This is a genomic window from Cytobacillus sp. EB106-05-05-XG126 (assembly GCF_058791715.1).
The window spans coordinates 290232-314090 of record NZ_JBYTDU010000001.1 but is presented as its reverse complement, the minus strand read 5'-3'; the positions used below and the strand labels follow the sequence as shown (position 1 = coordinate 314090).

The following is a 23859-nucleotide window of genomic DNA, read 5'->3' as shown; positions in this document are numbered from 1 at the left end:
CTACTCACTCCCAGCTGCTCTTTCTTATTATATCTAAAAATTGAAAAAAGTGGGTGTATTTGTTTGCGGTCCACGGCCCATATAAAAACTCGAGGTAAGTTCCTCGAGTCTGCTGCAATTATAAAATATTATTCATTCTTCCACTTCCGCCCCGGCTATTTCATCAAAGTTAATTTTCTCAAGATCCCCGCTCTCCAGTTGCAGATAAATTTTTCTGCTGATGCCATCCAGTCGGTTTACCCTTCCTTTGTATTCGAGGAAAAATCCTTCCCGCCAGACTTTTACTTTCAAAAGATAAGCATATTCCATTGCATAGTGAATTTTGTTTTCATATTCCTCCAATTCATATTCATCAATGAGCGGCTTGTTTTGCGCCATTTGATCTCTTTCCAGCTTTCTTAGCATCGCCCGGTGTTCCGGCATGAAGTGAGCAGGCTGCCATTTTATTTTCCCTCTATCTTTTAGCGGCATAATAAATCCCTCCATACTTTATTATAGAACATTTGTTCGATTTTAAAACCTAAAAAACAGAAAAAGCTTAAGTTGGTTCATTTGGATAATAAAAGTACGAATGGTAAAATACACTTTAACTCTCTAAAAAAAGATTGGTGAAACAATGAAGCAGCTGCAAATCAAATACCGGTGGCTTGGAAGCTTGCTGGCGTCCGATCCCGGACTTATCCGATTTCAAAAAGCCGGACGAGCCACCTTAAGTTTAATGGCGTCAGTATTTACAACTTTATTTCTTATCCAATTGGCTGGGGCAGATGCCGCTCTCGCCCTTACTCCGGCAATTGTTTCCGGAATGGCCGGCATGCTTGGCATCATGATTGTGATGGATGACTCTAAAAAAGGGAAAATGCTCACAACCGGCCTCCTTGGATTTTCAGCAATGGCAGGAGTATCAATCGGTTCACTGCTGGCAGAAAGCACAATCTTTACCGATATTTCAATGGTTGCATTAATATTTTTAAGCTTTTATTTGACCCGCTTTGGTGTCCGCTATTTCTCATTATGCATGATCGCATTCATGACACTTTATTTCTCATCTATTCTGCAATTATCAGCCAGCCAGCTTCCTTCCTTTTACTTCGGGATCTGGATTGGGGTCGCGTATGCTTTCCTGTTCAATTTCATTCTTTTTCAGGACACCGCGAAAAACCTGAAAAGAAGCATCCGCTCCTTTCATTTCCAAAGTAATTTTACCTTCAATCTCTTAATTGAGGGAATGCAGGAAGAGCGTATGACTGCTCATCAGCGGGAAGAATTGCGGAGAAACGTGCTGAAACTCCGGGATTATGCTGTAATCGTTTCAGAGTATATCAATGAGGATGATGTGCAGAAATTATGGCCCGGGCTGACCCCATCCCAGCTGAGGTTATATATATTTGATACAGGCATGCTGATTGAAACGCTGACTGACTCCATCCGGAACTTAAAAAAAGCGAATGCCCTTGACATAGAAGAGCTGAGAAACCTCCTGGTCTGGGTAACCCGCTCTCTCCGTGACGCTGAAGTTCTTGCCCATCAATATGAAGAACAAAATCTTCGTGAAGCAGAGCTTGCTGTACAGGCACTTCGCCTGCTTATTATGGATTTGTTCAACAGGGAAGACAAACCGGCAGGATGGCTTTACTTGATCAGGCGGATCGAGTCCCTTGCAAACCATGTCATTGAGGGCGGCATAACTATACAGCAGGCGCTTCATAAAGTAAAAGACAATGAAATAGAAGTATCTGAAGAGACGCCCGATGAGGATGAATCATCTAAAGAAGATAAGAGCCTCAAACCTTCCACCAAAAAAGCATTTCAGGCATTAACTGCTGCCATCATATCCATCATTGCTGGACAGATTCTTTCGCCTGACCAGCCTTATTGGGTTCTTTTAACAGCCTTTATCGTTCTGCTCGGAACCGAATCAATCGGGCGCATTTATACGAAAGGTTTTCAGCGGTCAGTTGGAACGATTATCGGGGCAGTGATTGGATTTACGCTTGCCAGAGTGGTCAGCGGCCATTCTGTGCTGGAAATCACGCTCATTTTTGCAGCAGTTTTCTTCTCTTTTTATTTATTTGAAGTCTCTTATACATTAATGAGCATGTTTATTACGATGCTGGTCGCTTTTATGTATGACCTTTTACTTGGCGGAATATCATTCTCCCTTATCAGTGCCAGGGTTATCGATACGATTGCCGGTGCCGGCATTGCATTCGGCGTATCTCTATTTATTTTTCCTAAAAAAACGAAGGATAAAGTGGCCGATACGATAAATGATTATCTTCAAGAACTGAAACCGTATGTCACGGCATATGTGCGAAGCTTCCGGGAAGATGTGAATGTTAAGGAGCTTTCAGGCAAAGGCTTCTTATTGGATCAAAAGCTTAAAACCATAAACGTCGAAGCGCAATCGCTGATAAAGAAACCCGGATCGCCACGCCATGCTGACGTTAACAGATGGATCACCCTTTTTTCAGCCATCAATTACTATGCAAGACATCTGGTGGCTTCCTCCTACCGGAAAGGATTCGACTATCCTGATGAGCTGGTCGATGTTTTCACAAGAATTGAGGAGAAACTTGAATTAAATATTGAAACATTAATGGACCTGATTAAAGAAAGCGGAGACGGCACACTTGTCTATAGTCTGGACCGGGAAAGAGAACAAATTGAACGAATGGCACCACCAAGGCAGCAATCCCAGCGTGATTTGATTCATCATCTTTATTTCGTCTGGAGAATCAACAAAGCGATTGTGGAATTGGCAGAAGAGCTTGGTGCAGGGAAGGAGCAATAATGCTCCTTCTTTTTTATTTATTCCAGATCACAAAAAAGAGCCATGCCCGAAGGCATAACTCTTTTCATTTCTTTATCGCAGTCTAACGGGCAGTAAGACCCCCACTTCAAGACTCAGAGCAATCAAAGGAGGATAAGCGGGGGTCAAACTGCCCGTAAAGGCCCGATTGGTTCAACTAACAATCAGTGAAACCCCCACTGATTGAAGTTTCACTTTATTTTGAGAAGCCGCAGGCTATTCAAGGTGACCAGCAAGGTTGCTCCCATGTCCGCGAATATGGCAATCCATAGGGTCAGCCAGCCCGGAACAACCAGCAATAAAGCCAGTGCCTTGATTCCAAGTGAGAACGTGATATTCTGCTTGATGATCCTTAACGCTTTTTGGCTGAGTTTAATCGTATAAGGCAATTTGCTCAAGTCATCTGACATTAGGGCAATATCTGCTGTTTCTAGTGCTGTATCTGTTCCGGCACCGCCCATGGCAACCCCGACAGACGCAGCAGCAAGAGCAGGCGCATCATTGACGCCATCCCCGACCATTGCCACACTTTGATGGCCGGCACGAAGTTCTTTAATAACAGCCAGTTTATCCTGCGGCAGCAAATCCGCTTTAATCTCGGAAACGCCGGCTTGCTTTCCGATCTCCAAAGCCGTTCTGTGATTGTCGCCTGTCAGCATAACTGTTTTAATTCCCATATCATTTAGTTTGCTGATGACCGTTTTCGAATGCTCCCGTATTTCATCTGCAACAGCTATTAATAGCAGCATTTCGCTTGCTGTCCCTAGAATCATAACGGTTTTACCCTGGGTCTGCAGATCTGCTATTTGCTTTTGAATAGTGCTTTCCATGCCGCTATGAAGCTCTTCAAACAGATTGGGGCTGCCGGCATAGTAGAGGACACCATTCACTGCGGCTTTTACTCCCTTTCCGGTAATAGAGGTGAATTCCTCTGTGTCCAGCCCGGTAAAATCAGTGCCCATTTCTTCTGCTTTTTTCATGATTGCTGAAGCAAGGGGATGCTGTGACCCTTTCTCTATGGCAGCCGTGATTTGGAGGAGCTGTCTTTCATCACCTTTAATAGTGATGATGTCTGTAACTGCAGGAACACCTTTTGTTAATGTGCCTGTTTTATCAAATGCAATCGATTTAAGCGCCCCTGTTTCCTCCAGGTGGATGCCGCCCTTAATCAGGACACCGTTTCTTGCTGCATTACCGACGGCCGTAACGACGGCTACCGGTGTAGATACGACAAGCGCACACGGACAGCCGACAACGAGTGCTGCTAGCCCCTGGTAAATCCATTCGTTCCAATCCCCGCCAAACAGCGGAGGAACAACCGCTATTAAAAGTGCTAAAACAATGATGGCAGGCGTATAATACCTGGCAAATTTATCGACAAACTGCTGGGAAGGCGCTTTTTCCGCCTGTGCTTCTTCAACTAAATGAATGATTTTAGCGATGGTGGTATCTTCAGCATGCTTTGTGACTTTTACTTCAAGCAATCCCTCTTCATTTAGTGTACCTGCAAAAACCTCATCACCTGCAGTCTTAACGGCAGGCACGCTCTCTCCTGTAATCGCTGCCTGGTTCAGGGAAGAGGTTCCTTTCAAGACCACGCCATCCATGGCCAATTTTTCTCCCGGCTTCACAATCATGATGTCACCAATTTGAATATCATCCACATGAATCCGCATTTCTTCATTGTCCCGTTTGATCAATGCTTCTTTAGGGGCAATGTCCATCAATGATTCAATGGACTGACGCGCTTTTTCCATTGAGAAACGCTCAAGGGCTTCACTGATGGCGAAAAGGATGACAACCATCGCTCCTTCTCCCCACTCGCCAATGATCACTGCACCTATAATAGCGATCGTCATCAGGGTGCTCATGTCAAAATTCAATCTCGCAAGATTTTTGAAGCCTTTCAGGAATAAAGTATAACCGCCTATGATTATAGCTGCTGCATACCCTGTGATCGGGTATAGATGATCCTCTCCATACTGTTCGCTTAAAAACCAGCTGATAATGAGAATAAGAGCTGATATATAGACTTTATAATTTGATTTCTGCTTCCAGAACGGCTCGCGCACAACCGCTTTTTCATTCTCGGCACGCAGCTTCAGATTTTCGAAGGCTCCGGCTTTTTCGACCGCCTTCATTGAAGCTGTCCCAGTAACGGTTATTTTGGAAGCTCCGAAATTCACATTCGCATCTAAAACGCCATCCAGGCGTTTCACGTTCTCTTCGAACGTCTTGGCACAGCCTGCTCAGGAAAAGCCCTGAACACGGTAGGTTACCGTCTCTTTCTCCGCAATTCCAGCTTGTTCAGACATTGGCTTTCACCTCATTTCTGTGTTCAAGTGCAATCATCATTAATTGCCTGATATGATCATCATCCAATGAATAAAAAGCCAATTTCCCTTCTTTCCGGAACTTAACAATTCCCTGCTTATGCAATGTCCGCAAATGGTGGGATGCCGTTGCAACTGTCGCGCCAATGATATTGGCAATATCACAGACACACAGCTCTTCATCCCGGGTTAGTGCATAAGAAATTTTTGCCCTGTTCTCATCAGCAAGAGCCTTAAATAATTGGGCAGCACCTGAAAGATCTTCCTTCACCAGTTCCCCCTGAATGCGGTTCACTTTGTCTTCATCAAAGCAGTAAATTTCGCATGTATCTTTAGAGCCCAATTTTTTCTCCCCTCATTATTCAAACATTCATTTGAATATATTATACCTCGTCTGTGAGCTTATTCAAACAATTATTTGAATATTGTATGAAAAAAGGAACCGGATTGCTCCGATTCCTTTTATTTCTTTACTTCTTCTTTCAGTTTTATTAATAATTCATCCGAATTCTCCGCTGCAATCAATTTTCCGTCCACTACAGCATAGGGAGACAGCCTGCATTCTTTGCATTTGCTCTGACATTCGTATTCTTTATAAATAATATTCTTCTGGCTCAGGAATTCATTAAATTCAGTTAAATTATCTTCTTTTAAAAATTCATCCAGATTCCGCTGGCAAAATTCAATTGAAGATGTTTTTTGCTTTGAGAATAGTTTGTTGATGAGTTTCACCTTATCAAACTTCCTTTTGGTTTTTCTTTTAAGCTCTTTTCCGTATAAATTGTTGTCCGCTGATTTACGCTCCAGGCTGCTCAGGGAAACACGGGGCGGTCGGTGAGCCTCCTCGACGCTCCGCTTCTGCGAGGTCTCACCTGTCCCGCTGCTCCCGCTGGACGTTGATTAAGCTTCCTGGAGTAAACACCGCACGAAGAAAATACGATAGCATTTTCGAGGATCTCGCACCTTCCGCTCCAATAAACTCAGTAAATAATATATATAATGCAAACAAACCATGCCGAAACAGCCTGCTTTAATAACTCTGGTAAATATTTCTTTCCCTAATCCATTTGGTTGCCGCCCATTTTTCTCCCTTTTTGACAGGAAGACTGCTATGGACTGATAATTGGTCCAGCTGCCCCAGCTCATTGGCATAATGAAAGTAAATGGCCGACCCCTTTTTGGGAACAATCGAAAGTCCGGCTTTAGAAAAAACGGTTTCACCGCCCTCATCCACTTCGTTCAAATATATGAGGAATGTGCCAACTCGCTGTCCGCCCTTGCCGGCATCCACCATATGGGGAGGGAAGAAACCAAAATGAGGCTTATATTCTTCACCCAATCCATAGTTTAAGATCTGGAGGCATTCGCCATTTTCTGCCGGATAACCCGTCAATTCGGCTATCCTCTTTTCGATCCTTTCGACCAGCTCATTTTCCCTGAAGCGGAAAGCCATGCTCCTGCTTGTTCTGCCGGAACCTGCCCTTCAACTCCAGAACCCGTATCCACTACACGGGATGGCTGCAGGCGGCTCCTTGAAAGACTGATGAGCTCATCACATTCTACTGAGCTGAGCACAGAATCCAAGTGGAGGACAAACGGCTTTTCATTCCTGGAAAGCACTTTGACGTCCCTGTCACTGGCATGCAAGATTTTCCCCTTCCTGCCTATTTCCGGGATTTCATAATTATATCGAATCTGCTGCCCTTCTGTCGTCCCAATTGCTTCATTTCCAACAATTTTAAATAAAGTCTCATAAGAAAACCGGCTATAAAATCCCTTCTTGATCAAAGCATTTGCAAGGGAAATCGGACTCACTTCATTTTTTAGCGCACCCGTAATCCATTCCTTCAGTTCATCTGAAATCTGCATAATCTTTGCCATCATCTTCCCCCTGTATGACTCACTGAAAATAACCATCGGCCGGTAAACAGAAATATATGTATATTATTATAAAAGGAACTGAATCGATTTAGATGCATGAAATTTGGTATTCGCACTAGCATGGGATCTTTTTCTTTTCGCTGCACTCTTTTTCGGCCTGACCGCCTGATGACGAACATTCCCCCCCACTGTACTAATCTCCGGCTTCAAGCTTCACAAAAAAACAGGAAGAGCATCCCACTCTATCCTGCACAATCTCAATTTTTTTTTTACTTATTACGTCTATTTTTCTTCTTATTTTCATTAAATCATCATCTACTCATCCAATCATGATTTTTTCTTCAGCATATTTAAAATTAGCTTTTTCTCTTCTTCTGGCAAGTGCGAAAGCAAGAGTTAAAGGACCCACCCTGCCAGCAAACATCATCAAAGCAATTAATTGTTTTCCTAATGGACTCAGTTCAGGAGTTAAGCCAAGAGACATCCCAACTGTGCCGAAAGCGGAAATAACTTCAAATAAAAGCATATTCAACGGTGCATTCTCTGTCAAAGAAAGAAGAAATAGAACCAGTGCTATTAATCCCATAGAGTACACTGTAATCGTAAATGCCCGAAAAATTAATTCCTTAGGGATTCTTCTGCCCATCAGATTAACTTCTTCATCTTCTTTAATGAGCGCTCTGACAGCAAGCAGGATCAAGGCAAAAGTTGTTACTTTAATGCCTCCTGCGGTTCCGCCTGATCCTCCGCCAATAAACATTAGAAGCATGGTAATAAGCTGCGAGCCCATTGTCAGCTCACCCGTATTAAGCGAATTAAAACCAGCTGTTCTTGGAACGACTCCGTGAAAATAAGATCCTAACAGTTTTTCCTTCATTCCCAAGTCACCAATTGTCGCGGGATTATTGAATTCCAAAAAGAATATGAAAACTGTGCCTAAAATATTAAGAATCAGTGTCATCAGCAAAACCAATTTCGTATGGAGAGAAAGTTTCCGTAAACTTTTATTGATTTTTAAATCAAGCAGCACGATATAGCCAATCCCCCCAATGATGAACAGCGAGCTTAACGTCATAATGACAGTAAAGTCCCCTGCATAACCGGTGACGCTGCTAAAGTCGCCCATTATATCAAACCCTGCATTATTAAAAGCTGAGACCGAATGAAAAGCCCCATAGTATAAAGATTGTGGAAACCCAAAATCTTCAGCCCAGCGAACACCCAAAATGATTGCACCAATTGCTTCTACAATCAGAGTAAAAGCCACCACAAATTTTACAAGACGTACCATCCCTTCAATTGTAAGCTGATTTAATGATTCCTGTATCATCAGCCTCCCCTTTAAGCCAATAGTTTTCCCAAGCATAATGGCAATGAGAACTCCAAAGGTCATAAAACCAAGTCCGCCTATTTGTATAAGCGCCATAAGAACTACCTGGCCAAAAACCGTAAAAGTTGTTTGTGTATCTACGACGACTAAACCTGTCACACATACAGCAGAAGTTGCTTCAAATAATGCATCAATAAACGATAGATGATGCCTGTCACTAGTGGAAAAAGGCAGCATAAGCAGCAGGGTGCCAATCGCTATTAGTATTAAAAAGCCAACAGATAAAGCCTGAGCAGGATTCATCCTGATCCAGGTGCCGGGCCGCTTAATTCTTCTACTCCTTCTGGTTTCTTTGTACATGGTCCATAATCTCCTCATTTAAATGGTAAACATAATTGAAAAGCTTAAACTCCATGCCTCTCAAATCTGCCAATCCCTTTATTGTGTCCCATTATAATCAGGACGTCTCCCTTTAAAATGACCTCTTCAGCGGGCGGAGTAACGATTATTTCCTTCCCGCGCTGAATCCCCACGATATTACAGCCATACTTAGCCCTTATATTCAGATCTGATAGAGATTTGTTGGCAATCTTATTTGTAGCCACAATCTCCACCATACTATAATCTTCAGACAGCTCAATATAATCAATCATCTTTTCTGAAACAATATGGTGGGCAATCCTCTTTGCCATATCCCGCTCCGGATGAATCACACGATCAACGCCAATTTTTTCGAGCACTCTGGCATGATACTCATTATGTGCCTTCGCCCAGACCTTTGGAATTCCCAATTCTTTTAACAGCAATGATGTCAATATACTGGACTCAATGTTTTCACCAAATGAAACAAATGCATGATCAATATTCTTAATTCCCGTCTGTTTAATGGCAGCTTCATCAATACCATTGATTTGAACGGCGTATGTCACAAACTGTGCGTATTGATCCACTTTCTCCTGATCCACATCAATCGCAAGAACTTGCACACCCAACTCATGGAATTCCTTTACCAGACTGCCGCCAAAGCGGCCTAAACCAAATACAGCATACTGTTTTTTCATTGAAGAAATTCCCTTCTTTTTGAAAAATGAACACAAAAAAACCACTCTTAATAAAGAATGGCCAATGGTTTCCATTAACCCTTCTCTCGATTTGGCTTACGGAGTTAGCTGTCGGATTAGGGATTGAGAGTATCCCTTCTTAGCTTTAATATGCTAAGATTCACCCCAAGATAAACAAGGTTTATCAAAATTGGTTCCCCCGCTCAAATGATTCAGCAAAAAGGTTTGCTATGAAATTAATAAATATAAATTACTCCCATGTTTATCTCTTGTCAATCTTTTTTTCATAAAGCTTTGTTTAAAGGTATATTAATTTTTGAACAAAAGAAAAAGACCCCCTTATAAGGTCCTTTTGGTCATTCCTTATTGAACTGGCACACCCGTTTGTTCAATAAGGTAATGACAAAATGTTTAATCCTTTATATGTAATATTAATTAAATTGTAACTGAGAAACAAAGTAACACAAAGCCAATAAGAAGCAACCAAGAACGAATAGATTGAAAGAACATCCATCGTTTTCTTATTTCCTTCCAAGCAGCGGGTGGGTTATCTCCATCCCACTGTTTGATTGCCTTGTTAATAGGAACATTATATCTAATAGTTATTATTGTTGCTAAGATGAACATTCCAGCAGAAGAAAAACGGCTTGCAAGCTCGATTGTTCCAAGTTCTTTAGTAAATACTGCAAAGGATAAGGTTAGAATGACACTTACAGGCATTAATATAGGCATAATACGTCCATATGTTTTCAGGGAAGCTTGTTCAAAAAATATATGTTGCTTTTGAGGTAAATGACGGATAACTGGATGCACTAAAGCGTATGAAGTAAACTCAGCACAAGCAGTAAAGCCCGCTATCAACAAAGTAATAAAACCTAAGAAATCCAATTTAACATCTCCTAATAATTGAGTTAATAATTTTATTATCATTATACAAGTATTGAACAGTTTTAATTATATTAGGAATAAGTTTTTTTAACTATTCTCTCTCAATAAAAGAAGCGAAAACGGCTGCCCCGTTTGTTTTTTTTAAAAAAATCAATATTATTTTCATCATGGCCTTTCACAAAAAAAAGAAACGGCTTTCAGCACCGCCTCCCTAACTGATTATATTCCCTCTTTCAAAATGATTCATTTCTGTTAATTCAATCATATACTCATAGTTGTCAATCCTTTTTTGAAGAGTTTCCTTTTCACTCTCTGATGCAGCCTGACCGTGCATTTTGATCTCCAGTTCTTGTTTTGCAGCTTCCAGCTTCTTCTTTATTTCTAAATAGTTCATTTTCAGCACCCTTTCGCCTTTTATAAAATTTGAAAGGAGGAATGAAAACGCTTTCCCCTTAATTTAATTATAACCGTTTAACCCCCTTATTCATTTCAGAATATATTGATAATTTGTGAAATATTAAAGTACCTAGAACGGCAAGCAGGTCAGATATCTTGGAGAAATAATAGAATTAACATTCGGAATCGAGTATGAAAATGAATTCGCAATTATACTCGATTTTTTTTTGAGAAACAGCAAGCAACAGGTAACTTATAATAATATATAGAGAGAAGCAGAAGAGGTATCCTAGAAAGGGGGAGAAATATGAATATACAAGAAATAATACATCAGCTAATGGACAATAACATTTTCCATTCAAAGCCAACTTATCATGAACAATTAAATGGTGGTACGGTAAGTGAATTGTACCTTCTGCATTTTGAGGATATAAAGTATGTCATTAAGAAAAATGAACCACAAATTATTAAATCGGAGGCAAATTTCCTTAATGATTACAAGAAGACTGATTTATTGCCAAAACTTTTATTCGTTGAACCATTATACAAGTACATCATTTATTCCTTCATTGAAGGCACTGCCAATTATGTTAGAAAAAACAAAAAAGAAACCCTCCAAACACTGGTGCAAGGGCTTTTAAATCATTACAAACCCGTTGAAAGCAGTGAAGGCTGGGGCTGGGCGGATCAGCCATCAGAATCTTGGCAGAGTTTTATCCTTGATAGCATCGATGAAGCAAATAAAATCCTCCATTCACGATTAGATAATAGTCATTATAATCTCGTACTGGACCTTGCTGAAAAAAACAGTAAAGACAAAGAGCCATTTTTACTGCACGGGGATTGCGGAGTACATAATTTCATTTTTCGTAATGGAGAATTAAGTGGTGTAATTGACCCCACCCCTGTTATTGGCGAGCCGTTATATGATTTAATATATGCTTTTTGTTCATCCCCAGAGGAACTAACAAAAGAAACCCTTCTTAGTGCAGCAGCCTTTTTGAAATCTAAAACTGAAATAAATCCTTCTGTTTTATATGAAGAGGCACTAGTTGGTTTATATCTTAGAATGGCAACTTGCATAAAACATCATCCAAGTGATTTTCAGGAATACCTTGAAGCCTGGGATTACTGGGAGGAAATCGTAAAAGACATTAATCATTATTAAGCATTCATTGAGTACTTTATTGGAATATGCCACATACAAAAAATAAAGCTCAAGAGCCATATGCTCCGAGCTTTTTTGTGTGTATTTTACTGTGTTAATTTACCTGTGAATTAAAATGTTATTTTAACTGAATTATTTACTAAAACGGATAGTGCATTATTCCCATATCGCAGATGCCCACTCAGGATGATCTATAAACGGATTGCGGTTATGCTGGTAATCAGAGTAGATGATTTCGTTTCTTCTTCGTTCTTTATCATCGACTGGGTCTTCCTTATGCCACTCGAGCAGGACAGACATTCTGCCATGATAAGGAGCAGAACCGTTATTGACTGCATTGTTCAGCTCCAAATCCACTTCTCCGCTGTCACCTTCATAGCGGACAGCCATATAAAACAGCATCCGGGCTACATCGCCTTTTACAGCATCCCGTGGTTCCCAGGAATCTGAGTCATAGTAATTACCAAGTGCTTCAGAATGCTGGGATCCCCCATTATCAAAGTCTAGATTTCCTCTCGAACTATTTACAGAAGCATCTGTTGGCCGCAAATGATGAAGGTCAGTTCCCGCCCCCATCGCTGTGCCAAAGTCCCCGTGCGATTTAGCCCACACATGTTCCCTGTTCCAGTCATTGACTCCAGATCCATTGGTGAATTTGCCCTGAGAACGGCCGGTATATAAGAGAATGACGTTATTCGGATTAGCCGGGTCTTCGTCTGTTTCACGAAGAGCTTCCCATACATTGGAATAGGAAATTTCAGTATGGTCATCAATGATGTTATGAAGAGCTGATTTTAAAGACTCACCTGTTTTCCCATTTGCAGCATCATAATACCCGCCAGGTCCGGGTTCCGGGTCAGTTGCTCCACCGCCATCCAGTTCAAAAGCAGTACCGTCCTTAAGCCCCGGATGAGAAAAATAGGCAGTCAGCGTTCCCGTTACTTTCATTTTCTTTCCCATCAGAGATGGATTTGATTTCAAACCAAAGCTTGAGCGAAAGGAGGATGGGATTTGAACATAAATCATTTTAGCCAAGCTAGTCTCTGATGGACTATCCGCCAGGGCTAAAGCATAGTCATTTGGAAACCCGCTGGTGATAACCGTATTTGTTGCAGTCGGCTGTCCAACCACATAGCCTTGAACAGTTTTGGATGAGTTATTTTGTGCATTGATTCCCTGTGAAACCGAATAAGGTGATGACCAGGACCCATCTCCCGCAGCTGCCTTTGTTATTGAATCTTGGATGGGCTGCATTACAATGAGAATGGCAGCAAATAGAATCAACGATAACAGCAGACCTTTTCTCTTACGATTCAGCATTCATTCGCCTCCATAATGTTTTGAAAGGACTTAGAATAAACAGAAAAGTCACAATCAACCCTTAGTATAAATGAACACACTCGGCCATGGCATGATGTATTGGTCCCGAAATTTTGCTGATTTACAATACTTAACAATCGTGTAATGCTTACTTTTTTAGAATGCCCAAATACTCAACCCAAGGACCAACATTAGTCCTGTACCTATTTGCCAATACTCTTGTAATCTGTGTAATATGTGTAAGGTCATGAACAGCCCAAGTTGAAATCAATTCCCTGACTCTTACTGGACCAAATGCAGGGTGAAGGCCTTTCTTTTCGAAATGAGTTTCCAGATCAGGCATCCCCCTCAGTGTGGCCAAATTTTTTATTCTAAGAGTCTTAAAGATCTCAAGCTTTTCTTCCAGCGGCAGATCCCCTGACAAACTTAAATGAGCAAAACGGTCAAATGGAGGAAATGGCTTGCTTTCCCCTTCCTGCAGAATAAATGACAGTCGCGGAATCCAATTTTTCTCTTCGCCATCAATCAAATGATCAACCACTTCGGCTGCATTCCAAGTGCCTTCCCCTTCATTGCCATAAAGCCATTCTGAAGAGAGACCGCTTAGTAATGCATCCAGCGTATCCGGTGTACGTTCAAGAATTTCAATAGCTTCTCTTAAGTTAAAATTCATATATTCGCTCCTTTCAACCTTCACGGCTTTCCTATAATAATTTCTCAAAAGCAGTAATAGTCAGTGAATCATTTATTTTTATTTTTTCAACCTCTCTAAATCCACTTTTCAGATAAAATGCGACAGCTGGAGTATTCTTAGAGCCGGTTGTGACAACCATTTTTTCAATCATCGGCCTCCGTTCAATGTAATTCAGCAGCTCTTGTGCAATTCCCATTCTAAAATATTCAGGATGCACAATGAGTCTATGTATATCTAAAACACCTTTCTCCTGTTTAAACGAAATCACCCCGCATAATTTTTTACCAGTAAAATACCCAAAAAAGGTCTCTCCTGTAATTTGCAGGGTATTAGCAGTATCTTTCAAAGGGGGCAAATCAGGATAACCAATAATTTCAGCCTCAATTTTATACGCGGGAAGCTGTACGCTTAGAACCTGCTCAGCCGCTTTTCGGTCTTTAATATTTATTTCCTTAATCATGATGGTCCCTCTTCTTATATTAGTTTAAAAAATAATTTCTCTATCAAAAATATTTTCCCTCTTTTTTTGGACGAATATAGGCATTCCAATATAAAATGTTAGCTAAAGGGGGAAATGGGATGAATTTAAACTATGAAGTGATAACAGAAGACAATATCAGCCTTTGCCGGGATTTATGCAATGAGCTGATGGCTTTTCAAAAATCTAAGGCACATATAACACCTGAGCGTTTTGACAGCATGAATTTTGAAACAAGATTGCTTCCATCCATAAAATCTGCTATACATAATTATATTGTAATTGTTAAGGACGATGAAAAAATCGTGGGCTATGTTTATTCTAATGTTTCTCCTAAGGAAGCCTACTCCAATGATTTCACCACTTTTTTTGATCTAACTTCAGTCAGGAAAGAAAATGTTGGCTGCTTATCTCAATTCTTTATTAAAGATGGCTATCGGCAATACGGAATTGGTTCAGTTCTTTTTAACATGTCGATGGAATGGTTAAGTCAATTTAATGATGTGGAAGATTATTTTATTTATGTATCAAATGGAAATACAGAGGCCCTTGAATTTTATAAAAGCAAAGGATTTACTGTGAGTCACGATATTCTGGACGGCTTTATTACAGTTTTGCGAAAATAGGATTATTTTTCCCATAATTCATGTACCCATACTCATTATAAAAATATAGTGGACATTCCCATATATCTTGTTATAATTCAAAAAGAAATTACTTTGAAAAGGGTGCATTATGGGAAATACATGCAGATATGTTGTGAGTGCCACCGGTAAAAACGGGGAGACTTATTATACGCAATGCAAGGATAAAGAGGAGTTAAAAGAGTGGCTGGCTGAACATGAAGACAAGCTGAATAAGAAGGAACTAAAGGTGACGGACAAGAAAAGACACCCTCTTTTGAGCTGGCTTAACTTCTGATCTTATTTGTTCTTTTCTATAAAAATTACTATTAATTTAATAGTAATCATGGATAAGAAAATCTTATGATTTACAACTTTTATGATTATTGTTAATATATTAAAAAAACATTATATTTTTCGCTTAATCTTATTTGAGCGGGGGAACCAATTGTACTTTTTCATAAAGTACCTGGGGTGAATCCTTTTACAGGTAGGGTACTCTCAAGACCCGAACCCGACAGCTAACCTCGTAAGCGTGTTGAGAGGGAAACACTGCATAAGTGCACAGTGGTTATTACCTCTGTGTTTTTTTGTTGCCTTTTTTAAGTTAGGTTTATGTTATTTGGGGGTAATATAGGGAAGGACATTATTTTCCGTGTCTGTATTTTACATTTTTTTACATCATTCATTGGAGGAAAGCGTATGAAATTATCTACTAAAATTATTATTGCTTTGATTGCAGGGGGAATTACAGGTTTACTGATTAATTTGTTTGCGCCTGGAATATTTCCTGAGCTTGACAAGTTTGTGTTTACACCACTTGGAAAAATCTTTTTAAACTTAATCAACATGCTGGTTGTCCCGATTGTATTCTTTTCCATTACTCTTGGTACAGCCGGGCTTGGTGATCCAAAGAAATTAGGAAGAATAGGTGTCAAAACGATATCCTACTTCTTAGTTACTACAAGTATAGCGATTATTATCGGACTAGCTTTGGCATATGTCTTCCAGCCGGGAAATGTCGGGGAATTTGACGTAACAAACGTGGAGTATGAATCTGAAGAAGCTCCGCCTGTCTCAGAGACACTATTAAATATTATTCCGACCAATCCGGTAAAAGCCTTTACGGAAGGAAACATGCTTCAGATTATTACTTTTTCCATTTTTGTCGGATTTGCCTTAACGATGCTCGGCAATAAAACAAAAGGCATTTTAAACCTGATTGAACAGGGCAATGACATAATGATGTATCTTGTTAATCTGGTTATGAAATTTGCGCCATATGGAACATTCGGACTTATTGTTTCTGCTGTTGGAAGCCAGGGTCTCGATGCCATTAAGGCAATGGGACTTTATATGATCGTGGTCGTTCTTGCCCTTCTTGTCCATGCCATTATCACCTATGGCGGTTCAATCGCACTCATTGCAAAAAGAAATCCATTAACCTTCTTTAAGGGATTTGCACCTGCCATGGGAGTAGCGTTCAGTACTTCAAGCAGTAATGCCACATTGCCGATTTCCATGAGTACTGCCCAAAAAAATCTGAAAGTTCCTGAATCAATCAGCAGCTTTGTGCAGCCGCTTGGTGCAACGATTAACATGGATGGAACAGCCATCATGCAGGGTGTTGCCACTATATTTATCGCACAGGTATTCAATGTGGATTTATCACTTACCCAGCTTATCACGGTTGTTCTTACCGCAGTGCTTGCCAGCGTTGGTACTGCAGGTGTGCCGGGTGTCGGCCTGATCATGCTGGCGATGGTTCTTAAATCCGTTAACCTTCCGGTTGAAGGTATCGCATTAATCATTGGTATTGACCGTCTGCTTGATATGACGAGAACAGCTGTCAATATTACAGGCGACGCTGCTTGTGCAGTGATTGTCGCGGAAACAGAAGCAAAAAAAGAGGCTGTTAAAGCCTGATCAAAAAATAACACCGGTTATCCGGTGTTATTTTTTTCGGAGCTCTTCCTCCCCCTCTTCATTCAATTTCATTGCTTTTCTATGATAGTTTAGTATAATTAGATTCATAACCATCACGTAACAGTTTGGAGGAAACCTCATGGGGCTGAGAAGTTAAGAATAGGAGAATTGGCTGAAAAAGCAAAGGTTACGAAGAGAACGATTGATTACTATACTTCCCTGGGTCTTTTAGAAGCAGAACGTTCACCTTCAAATTATCGCTATTATGACCACTCCTCCATCGAACGTATTGCTTTTATCGAGAAATGTAAAGCAGATGGTTTGTCACTGGAGGAAATCAAGAAAAAAGTCATCAGCCAATTTTCCGAAGAGGTAGATGTACTAGAGCTAAGGCTAAAAATTCAGGATCTGGAGGAGGATGTGACGAAAGCACTTTCTCAGCTGAAAAAATCAGATCCGGAAAAATATGAATACGTTAAAAAAAATATTTCACATGAAAGCTTATCTTTAATTCAGTCACTACTTTTATTGCTGAACTGATATTGGTTTTTTGAATTTTGGAGCATTATGGATATTTGTTTGGGCACAATTTAAGTAGTGAACTTATTAAGTATTATTACCATTTTAGGAGGTGTATGTCTTACTTTTTAGTAAGACTGCTTGTTGACAACCATAAATTTATTATTGATTGCATTATTAATAGCATTAACCGCATTCTTCGTAGCAACCGAGTTTGCGATTGTAAAGGTCCGTGTTTCCCGAATTGATCAGCTGATTGCTGAAGGGAATAAAAGGGCTATAGCGGCAAAGAGAGTCGTCACGCACCTGGATGAATATTTATCGGCCTGCCAATTGGGGATTACTATCACCGCATTAGGTCTCGGTTGGCTTGGTGAGCCAACGGTTGAAAAGTTATTGCATCCGTTATTTGAGAGGTTTGAAATAGCAGAGTCACTTACCCATATTTTATCATTTGGTATTGCCTTTGCTTTAGTCACCTTCCTGCATGTCGTTGTAGGAGAGCTTGCACCTAAAACCGTTGCCATTCAAAAAGCGGAAGCAGTTACAATGGCGTTCGCAGCACCGATTATCTGGTTCTACCGAGTGATGTTCCCATTCATTTGGTTCTTAAATGGATCAGCCCGGGTACTTGTTGGCCTATTTGGTTTAAAGCCGGCTTCTGAGCATGAAATGGCCCATTCTGAAGAAGAACTGCGAATTCTTTTATCCGAAAGTTATAAGAGCGGTGAGATCAATAAGAATGAATTAAAGTACGTGAACAATATCTTTGAATTTGATGAAAGAATTGCAAAAGAAATCATGGTGCCGCGCACAGAGATGATTACGATTGCTTCAGATCATACACTGGCAGAAATCATGGAAACCATCCAAACAGAAAATTACACGCGATACCCTGTTGAAGATGGGGATAAGGACAATATCCGCGGGTTTATTAATGTAAAAGAATTTCTGACAGCCAGTCTTACAGACAGGATTACCCCGGAGAATCTTGATCTTGACTCCTTTATTAACCCGGTCATCCATGTCATTGAAAGCATTCCAATTCATGACCTGCTTGTAAAAATGCAAAAAGAACGCATCCATATTGCCATTTTAATGGATGAATATGGCGGAACTTCCGGATTGGTGACCGTTGAAGACATTCTTGAAGAAATAGTCGGTGAAATCCGTGATGAATTTGATGAAGATGAAGTTCCTGAGATACGAAAGCTAAACGATAACCATTATATCCTTGATTCCAAGCTTCTTATTGAAGATGTCAATAATCTGCTTGGCACGGATTTTGAGCATGAAGACGTGGATACTATTGGCGGCTGGTTCCTTACACAGCATATGGAAGCAGAGATAGGAACAGAGATTGAAGCGGATGGATTTACTTTTAAAGTCCACGAAAAAGATGGACATCAGCTTCATTATCTGGAGGTTTTCAAAAGCAATCCCCAGCTAGCTTAAGAAAAACGGCGGCTCCGATTTCGGCAGCCGCCATTTTTGTGTCTATATAAAGTGAAACTTCAATCAGCAGGGAGTGCTTTTCTCCCTGCTGATTGTTAGTTGAGGCCCACAGAACAAGGAAGGCTTCGTCAGCATGAGCATCGCACGACCAAATGCGACAGCTTTTGGGAGGAAGTGGGTCACAAAGACGTTGCCACAGGACAAGGAAAGCTACGGCAGCGATACATCGCACGACCGAAAGCGGCAGCTTTTGGGAGGACGTGGCGTTCTTAGTCTTTATCCTTCTTTCGGGCCTTTACGGGCAGTTTGACCCCCCACTTATCCTCCTTTGGTTCTTCTGAGTCTTGAAGCGGGGTCTTACTGACCGTTAGACAGCGATAAATACTTGATTGTTTTCCTATTACCCGTTAGACTGACTTATGTACTTGAAGAATTACCTTTTTATAAATTTACAGGATGTGTGGCTATGTCAGAAATTGTTATCAGCTTAATTGAATTTTTAAAACAGTTCTCTTACTTTGGAATATTGCTTGCCCTCTGCTTTGAATTTGTTCCGGCAGAAGTGGTTCTCCCTTTGGCCGGCTTTTGGGTCTTCCAGGGTGACTTTAATTATTATCTGGTTGTATTAGCAGGCACTGTGGGAGGAACGATCGGGCCGCTGACATTATATGCGCTGGGCCGATATGGCGGCCGTCCCATGGTTTTAAAATACGGAAAATACTTCTTAGTTTCACAAAAACAGATTGATGCTTCGGACAAGTTCTTTGAGAAGTACGGTTCAGGGGTCGCTTTCTTTGCCCGCTTTATGCCGGTTGTCCGTACAGCAATATCGATTCCATGCGGAATGGCCAAAATGAATGTGTGGAAGTTCTCAATCTATACATTCCTGGCAATGCTTCCGATTACCGCATTCTATGTTTATCTTGGGTTTAAACTTGGCCCTCATTATAAAGAAGCAGAGGAAATTTTCAATAGCTACGCCCTTCCTCTAGTCCTGATTATCCTTGCGGGACTCATTATTTTCTTTGCTTACAAATTCATCAGCAAGCGCAAAAGCGAAAGTATCTAAATCGAAAACGGCACTGAATGAGCAGTGCCGTTTTTTCTATACAAAAAACTTTGAAGCCCAGGCAATATAATAGGCCCGGGGTATAAATATGATCTGAGCAAGGACAGTCCCGATCATTCTGGAGGTAACCATCATAATGGAGATTCCTTTTAAACTCGTATACTTGGCTTTTCCGCGCACCACATTATCTGACATGACAGAAATTTTCGGGTCTACAAAAATCGATAGCAGGATTGTTGCTACACCGTTTATCAGGCCAGATGCCATAATAGCTGTTCTTGAGCTATCATGTGTAAGCAGCGAAGCATATAGTGCTGACAGCACTCCAATTGTATAGATGGCGGTTACAAACATATTGAATAAAAATAGCCGTTTGGGTATTTTACTGAATTTAAGTCCATTTAAATAGGAGATTCCCGGAAACTTAAAATGGCTGATTGCTGTCTTTGCCGATTTCAAGCTAAACCCGACTTTTAGCAGCGAAGGCACTGACCCTTCTGCATCGGCGAGACGGATAATGGCTCGTGAGAAAATCGCTATGAATGTCGGCAGCAGCAAAATTCCTGCCAAGATCGTTATGCTTGGTTTACTCAAAGACTTTGCTCCAATTTTAGATGGATGCAATTCCTTTACCGTCATTATGTTTGTCGAGCATCTCCTTAAGAAATTGATCTGATTTCCCTTTAGGAATACTGAGGCTTTCCCACTCACCACTTTTTATTAGTTTGCCGATATAAACAATCTGTCCAACATGGTAAGAATAATGTGCCATCTGCCTTTCTATTGCATCTATAACTAGATGGCTCTCGCCTCGAATAGTGATATTTTTAAGAAGATCCTGCTCTTTTAAACTTTCTAACGCGGAAAACAGCACCTTCCATCCTCTTTCCCAAATCAAAATTAGTTCATCTTTTGAAGCAGTAGCTGTTGAAAATTCCTCATCTCTGTTTCGATAAGGCTTTTCTCCATCTGAGATCAAAAAATCTGTCCACCGTGAAACCATATTGCCGTTCATATGCCTGATAATTACTGCTGTACTATTGGACTCTTCATTGAAAGTCCAATTCAACTCCTCCCCGGAAAGCCGCTGAATGGTTATATCCGCCAATTCCTTCACAGCCTGAAATCTTTTCTTTACGATCGTTAGATATGTTGAACCTAAGCTCATAGTATGACCTCCTTTTTATCTTCAGTAAGATCGTGACTCATTAGGTACATAATGGGAAAAATAAAAGATGCAGTCAGAGGAAGCCGTTTTCGGAGCAAAAGCAGACGCAGGATTAACCACCAATTCCCTTTATCACTCGCCTTTTCGCCATTGTTCCTCTCGACTAAGTGCCATACCAGCTTAGCAGCTTCTGGACTTCACCATCAATATAATCTCTTAAATCATAAAGCTTAGTAAAATCTATGTCAGTATGATCATTTGCAGCTGAACAATATATTCCCACTATCTTTTGAATAGCAGATATAAACTCATCCGGCATTGACTTCAGTGCCCACTCCCCGGCTTCATACTTGGATGATATAACATCTTCCTTGAGATACCAATATACCCGAATCATATTTAAGACACTATAAACAGGATCCTCTTTAAGATTTTCAAGGCAATCACGGTAATCCCCCAGGATAGAAGACAGGTAGTCCTCTCTCGGCACATTAGGAAAGGTTGCTTTTATAGATTCGCCAGCAGCACAAATCCCTCGATGATGAAGGATTGTAATATGAGCAGCCAAGTCAGGATCATATCCTGAAACGCTATGCGGATCCACTTCTTCTTCAAATCTCTCCCGCCAAAATTCACTAAAGTGAAAATCAAATGGACATGGATGCTGCCAATTGCTGAGATCTTTTTCATTCAAAAAGCTGACTTCAATGGGGAATGGTGCATTGGAGCACTTTAAGAGTAACTTTGCCATCTTACTTTTAATAACAGATGACAAGGAATGATACGTTACAACTAAAATATCAACATCACTTTTATCAGGGTTAAATCCGCCCATCGCCAGTGAGCCATGCAAATAAAAACCTTTAAAATTATCCTTTAATAGGAACTTTGCTTCTTCTAATAACTGATTAACCATTTCCATTACATCAAGCTTACTCATGCCAAAAGCTCCCCGCTTCATTTCAAGTTATCATAATACAGAATCGTGCGGCCCTCATTTATTTTGTTCATAAACACGCAATAAATCTTCCACCGGAATACCATTGATCTTCATTCCAGCAATGCTGCTATCGGAAATTTCAACATTTTTCATACGGCAGTTCGTTATTTTACTCCCTTCCAGGTTACATCCATGAAATGAAACGGGATTCTCTCCACCCCGAAGATTTGTCTCAGTAAATTGCACTCCGCTTAATGTAACATGCATGAACCTGCTTTCGGATAGATTCAAGTCGGCAAACAGCGTTTTTTGGAGATTAATATTTTGAAACTTTGAATGACTTAAATTACAATTGCTGAAATGTGCTTTACTCAGGCTGCTGTTGCTGAACGAACTTTCCGCAATATTCACTTTGTAAAATTCAGTGTTTCCCATATCGGAGTTCTCAAATTGAGAATCTCTAAGATCCTGTTTCGAAGGACCGGTTCGTTTCTCATAACAATACTCTTCATCCGTTTTAAAAGATAATTGAAAGCCCATTTTCTCGTAGAAGTGATGATTATTAATTTGTCTGGCCGATGTTTCGAGTTCCCATGCCTTCACATAGGGATAATGATTTTCTATAAACGTAATGACAGCTGAACCAATTCCGCACCCCTGTAGATCAGGCCGCATAAAAATCCGATCAATCCGTCCATATGATTTTCCGGAAATCGTAACGATAATCCCGCCTGCTAATTCATTTTTATAAATTACTTTATAATAATCCAGTTCCTGAATCATATATTTCGTCATTTGCAGGGAATCATATCCGGGAGGCTGAATATTAAAATCTGATATTTGTTCATCACCTGTAAGCCATTTTTGAGCTTCCTCATCAAATGCAGCTTTCATAATGTCTGTTAACTGCACTGCATCTTTCATCATTGCTTTTTCAATCAATATTTCCATTTTAACGTTCTCCTTTACAGTGACAGAAACAAGGCAGGCACCTTAATCCTTCTCCATTATCGCTTTTTCTGTATTAGTCCGATCCCCAGCCCAACCGGATCCGCCAAATAGGCAAGATAAAAGTCATCAAACTCCATTTTAGCTCTTACAACCATTGCTCCATTCTCTGTTGCAAGTGATATGGTTTCATCAATCGATTCTACTTCAATCTGAATCCTGGTTCCATGCGGGTAATCACTTGGCCCTTTACTGATTCCCCCATTAATTGTTTGATTTTGATTCTCTTCAGTATGGACCGGTCGATAGCCCCACTTCGGCTCTTCTATCTCCCACCCAAAAACTTTGGAATAAAACTCAGCCGCTTTTTCCGGATCCTGACAGTTTAATTCAAACCCAACTACTTTTGCCATTGTTATAACCTGCTTTCATCTATTTAATATGTATTTTTCAAAAAACCATTCCGATTAATAGACGCCTCTTATTCTGCAATAATCAAAACAACTGCTTCAAACCACATGATAGACCCCTCTTATTCTGCAAAAGGCCAAGCAAGCTGCTTCAAACCACATGATAGACCCCTCTTATTCTGCAAAAGGCCAAACAAACTGCTTCAAACCATATGATAGACCCCTCTTATTCTGCAAAAGGCCAAGCAAACTGCTTCAAACCACATGATAGACGCCTCTTATTCTGCAAAAGGCAAAACAAACTGCTTCAAACCACATGATAGACCCCTCTTATTCTGCAAAAGGCCAAACAAACTGCTTTAAACCACATGATAGACGCCTCTTATTCTGCAAAAGGCAAAACAAACTGCTTCAAACCACATGATAGACCCCTCTTATTC

At 40.5% G+C, this 23859-nt stretch carries 26 protein-coding genes and 2 riboswitches; of the genes, 8 read left to right on the top strand and 18 right to left on the bottom strand.

The window, feature by feature from the left end; translation table 11 throughout:
• Positions 1 to 132 precede the first annotated feature (132 nt).
• The gene (locus AC3WTL_RS01570; RefSeq protein ID WP_076261786.1) at positions 133 to 471 is read right to left on the bottom strand and encodes a YolD-like family protein; all 339 of its coding nucleotides are present in this window, start codon (positions 469 to 471) and stop codon (positions 133 to 135) included.
• Between the two features lie 145 nt (positions 472 to 616).
• On the opposite strand from AC3WTL_RS01570, the gene AC3WTL_RS01565 reads away from it, so the two are divergent.
• Entirely contained in the window at positions 617 to 2794 is a 2178-nt protein-coding gene (locus AC3WTL_RS01565; protein ID WP_492368834.1) for an FUSC family protein, read from the top strand.
• Positions 2795 to 3003: 209 nt separating this feature from the next.
• Here AC3WTL_RS01565 and AC3WTL_RS01560 read toward each other — a convergent pair whose 3' ends face one another.
• The 9 genes from AC3WTL_RS01560 to AC3WTL_RS01520 form a co-directional block, all read right to left on the bottom strand.
• Entirely contained in the window at positions 3004 to 5127 is a 2124-nt protein-coding gene (locus AC3WTL_RS01560; protein ID WP_492368833.1) for a heavy metal translocating P-type ATPase, read from the bottom strand.
• Positions 5120 to 5488: an ArsR/SmtB family transcription factor gene (locus tag AC3WTL_RS01555; RefSeq protein WP_163140991.1), complete on the bottom strand. Its 369-nt coding sequence runs from the start codon at positions 5486 to 5488 to the stop codon at positions 5120 to 5122. Before AC3WTL_RS01555 ends, AC3WTL_RS01560 begins: the two co-directional genes overlap by 8 nt.
• A 119-nt stretch (positions 5489 to 5607) precedes the next feature.
• Positions 5608 to 5877: a DUF1450 domain-containing protein gene (locus tag AC3WTL_RS01550; RefSeq protein WP_222499615.1), complete on the bottom strand. Its 270-nt coding sequence runs from the start codon at positions 5875 to 5877 to the stop codon at positions 5608 to 5610.
• 298 nt (positions 5878 to 6175) lie between these two features.
• Positions 6176 to 6538: a 2OG-Fe(II) oxygenase gene (locus AC3WTL_RS01545; protein WP_248347986.1), complete on the bottom strand. Its 363-nt coding sequence runs from the start codon at positions 6536 to 6538 to the stop codon at positions 6176 to 6178.
• Positions 6539 to 6543: 5 nt separating this feature from the next.
• On the bottom strand, positions 6544 to 7026 hold the full coding sequence (locus AC3WTL_RS01540) for a hypothetical protein (protein ID WP_248347987.1): 483 nt from the start codon (positions 7024 to 7026) through the stop codon (positions 6544 to 6546).
• Between the two features lie 319 nt (positions 7027 to 7345).
• Positions 7346 to 8716 carry a TrkH family potassium uptake protein gene (locus AC3WTL_RS01535; RefSeq protein ID WP_163140993.1) on the bottom strand — a complete coding sequence of 457 codons (1371 nt, stop codon included), beginning with the start codon at positions 8714 to 8716 and terminating at the stop codon, positions 7346 to 7348.
• 44 nt (positions 8717 to 8760) lie between these two features.
• A complete protein-coding gene (locus AC3WTL_RS01530) occupies positions 8761 to 9417 on the bottom strand; it encodes a potassium channel family protein (protein ID WP_222499618.1) in 657 nt (218 codons plus the stop codon).
• A 78-nt stretch (positions 9418 to 9495) separates the two neighbouring features.
• Positions 9496 to 9645: riboswitch (cyclic di-AMP (ydaO/yuaA leader) on the bottom strand.
• A gap of 207 nt (positions 9646 to 9852) precedes the next feature.
• Positions 9853 to 10305: an anthrone oxygenase family protein gene (locus tag AC3WTL_RS01525; protein WP_250800757.1), complete on the bottom strand. Its 453-nt coding sequence runs from the start codon at positions 10303 to 10305 to the stop codon at positions 9853 to 9855.
• Positions 10306 to 10516: 211 nt separating this feature from the next.
• Complete coding sequence (locus AC3WTL_RS01520; RefSeq protein WP_053071361.1) at positions 10517 to 10699, bottom strand: DUF3896 family protein; 183 nt, start codon at positions 10697 to 10699, stop codon at positions 10517 to 10519.
• Between the two features lie 309 nt (positions 10700 to 11008).
• Here AC3WTL_RS01520 and AC3WTL_RS01515 point away from each other — a divergent pair, with 309 nt between their 5' ends.
• Positions 11009 to 11869: a phosphotransferase gene (locus AC3WTL_RS01515; protein WP_222499622.1), complete on the top strand. Its 861-nt coding sequence runs from the start codon at positions 11009 to 11011 to the stop codon at positions 11867 to 11869.
• A gap of 156 nt (positions 11870 to 12025) precedes the next feature.
• On the opposite strand, the gene AC3WTL_RS01510 is transcribed toward AC3WTL_RS01515, so the two are convergent.
• From AC3WTL_RS01510 to AC3WTL_RS01500, 3 genes are all read right to left on the bottom strand, one after another.
• Complete coding sequence (locus AC3WTL_RS01510) at positions 12026 to 13189, bottom strand: endonuclease (protein WP_492368832.1); 1164 nt, start codon at positions 13187 to 13189, stop codon at positions 12026 to 12028.
• 148 nt (positions 13190 to 13337) lie between these two features.
• A complete protein-coding gene (locus tag AC3WTL_RS01505; RefSeq protein ID WP_222499626.1) occupies positions 13338 to 13862 on the bottom strand; it encodes a DinB family protein in 525 nt (174 codons plus the stop codon).
• Positions 13863 to 13893: 31 nt separating this feature from the next.
• Positions 13894 to 14343 (bottom strand): GNAT family N-acetyltransferase, encoded by a 450-nt coding sequence (locus AC3WTL_RS01500; protein ID WP_222499628.1) that lies wholly within the window; start codon positions 14341 to 14343, stop codon positions 13894 to 13896.
• Between the two features lie 119 nt (positions 14344 to 14462).
• Here AC3WTL_RS01500 and AC3WTL_RS01495 point away from each other — a divergent pair, with 119 nt between their 5' ends.
• From AC3WTL_RS01495 to AC3WTL_RS01470, 6 genes are all read left to right on the top strand, one after another.
• On the top strand, positions 14463 to 14987 hold the full coding sequence (locus AC3WTL_RS01495) for a GNAT family N-acetyltransferase (RefSeq protein WP_492368831.1): 525 nt from the start codon (positions 14463 to 14465) through the stop codon (positions 14985 to 14987).
• Between the two features lie 109 nt (positions 14988 to 15096).
• Entirely contained in the window at positions 15097 to 15282 is a 186-nt protein-coding gene (locus tag AC3WTL_RS01490; RefSeq protein WP_048010006.1) for a hypothetical protein, read from the top strand.
• Between the two features lie 110 nt (positions 15283 to 15392).
• A riboswitch (cyclic di-AMP (ydaO/yuaA leader) is annotated at positions 15393 to 15536 on the top strand.
• Positions 15537 to 15686: 150 nt separating this feature from the next.
• Entirely contained in the window at positions 15687 to 16910 is a 1224-nt protein-coding gene (locus tag AC3WTL_RS01485) for a dicarboxylate/amino acid:cation symporter (RefSeq protein WP_283913338.1), read from the top strand.
• A gap of 168 nt (positions 16911 to 17078) precedes the next feature.
• The gene (locus AC3WTL_RS01480) at positions 17079 to 17450 is read left to right on the top strand and encodes a MerR family transcriptional regulator (protein WP_048010004.1); all 372 of its coding nucleotides are present in this window, start codon (positions 17079 to 17081) and stop codon (positions 17448 to 17450) included.
• Between the two features lie 123 nt (positions 17451 to 17573).
• Positions 17574 to 18884 carry a hemolysin family protein gene (locus tag AC3WTL_RS01475; RefSeq protein ID WP_283913339.1) on the top strand — a complete coding sequence of 437 codons (1311 nt, stop codon included), beginning with the start codon at positions 17574 to 17576 and terminating at the stop codon, positions 18882 to 18884.
• A 466-nt stretch (positions 18885 to 19350) separates the two neighbouring features.
• Positions 19351 to 19953 (top strand): DedA family protein, encoded by a 603-nt coding sequence (locus tag AC3WTL_RS01470; RefSeq protein ID WP_048010002.1) that lies wholly within the window; start codon positions 19351 to 19353, stop codon positions 19951 to 19953.
• A 36-nt stretch (positions 19954 to 19989) separates the two neighbouring features.
• Here AC3WTL_RS01470 and AC3WTL_RS01465 read toward each other — a convergent pair whose 3' ends face one another.
• From AC3WTL_RS01465 to AC3WTL_RS01445, 5 genes are all read right to left on the bottom strand, one after another.
• Positions 19990 to 20547: a lipid II flippase family protein gene (locus AC3WTL_RS01465; protein ID WP_492368830.1), complete on the bottom strand. Its 558-nt coding sequence runs from the start codon at positions 20545 to 20547 to the stop codon at positions 19990 to 19992.
• A 16-nt stretch (positions 20548 to 20563) separates the two neighbouring features.
• Positions 20564 to 21121, bottom strand: coding sequence for a DUF1572 family protein (locus AC3WTL_RS01460; RefSeq protein ID WP_226617585.1), 558 nt, complete (start codon positions 21119 to 21121; stop codon positions 20564 to 20566).
• A 163-nt stretch (positions 21122 to 21284) separates the two neighbouring features.
• Entirely contained in the window at positions 21285 to 22061 is a 777-nt protein-coding gene (locus AC3WTL_RS01455) for an aminoglycoside adenylyltransferase domain-containing protein (protein ID WP_248347992.1), read from the bottom strand.
• Between the two features lie 54 nt (positions 22062 to 22115).
• Complete coding sequence (locus AC3WTL_RS01450) at positions 22116 to 23012, bottom strand: GNAT family N-acetyltransferase (protein WP_492368829.1); 897 nt, start codon at positions 23010 to 23012, stop codon at positions 22116 to 22118.
• Positions 23013 to 23068: 56 nt separating this feature from the next.
• A complete protein-coding gene (locus AC3WTL_RS01445; RefSeq protein WP_197216743.1) occupies positions 23069 to 23422 on the bottom strand; it encodes a VOC family protein in 354 nt (117 codons plus the stop codon).
• Positions 23423 to 23859 lie beyond the last annotated feature (437 nt).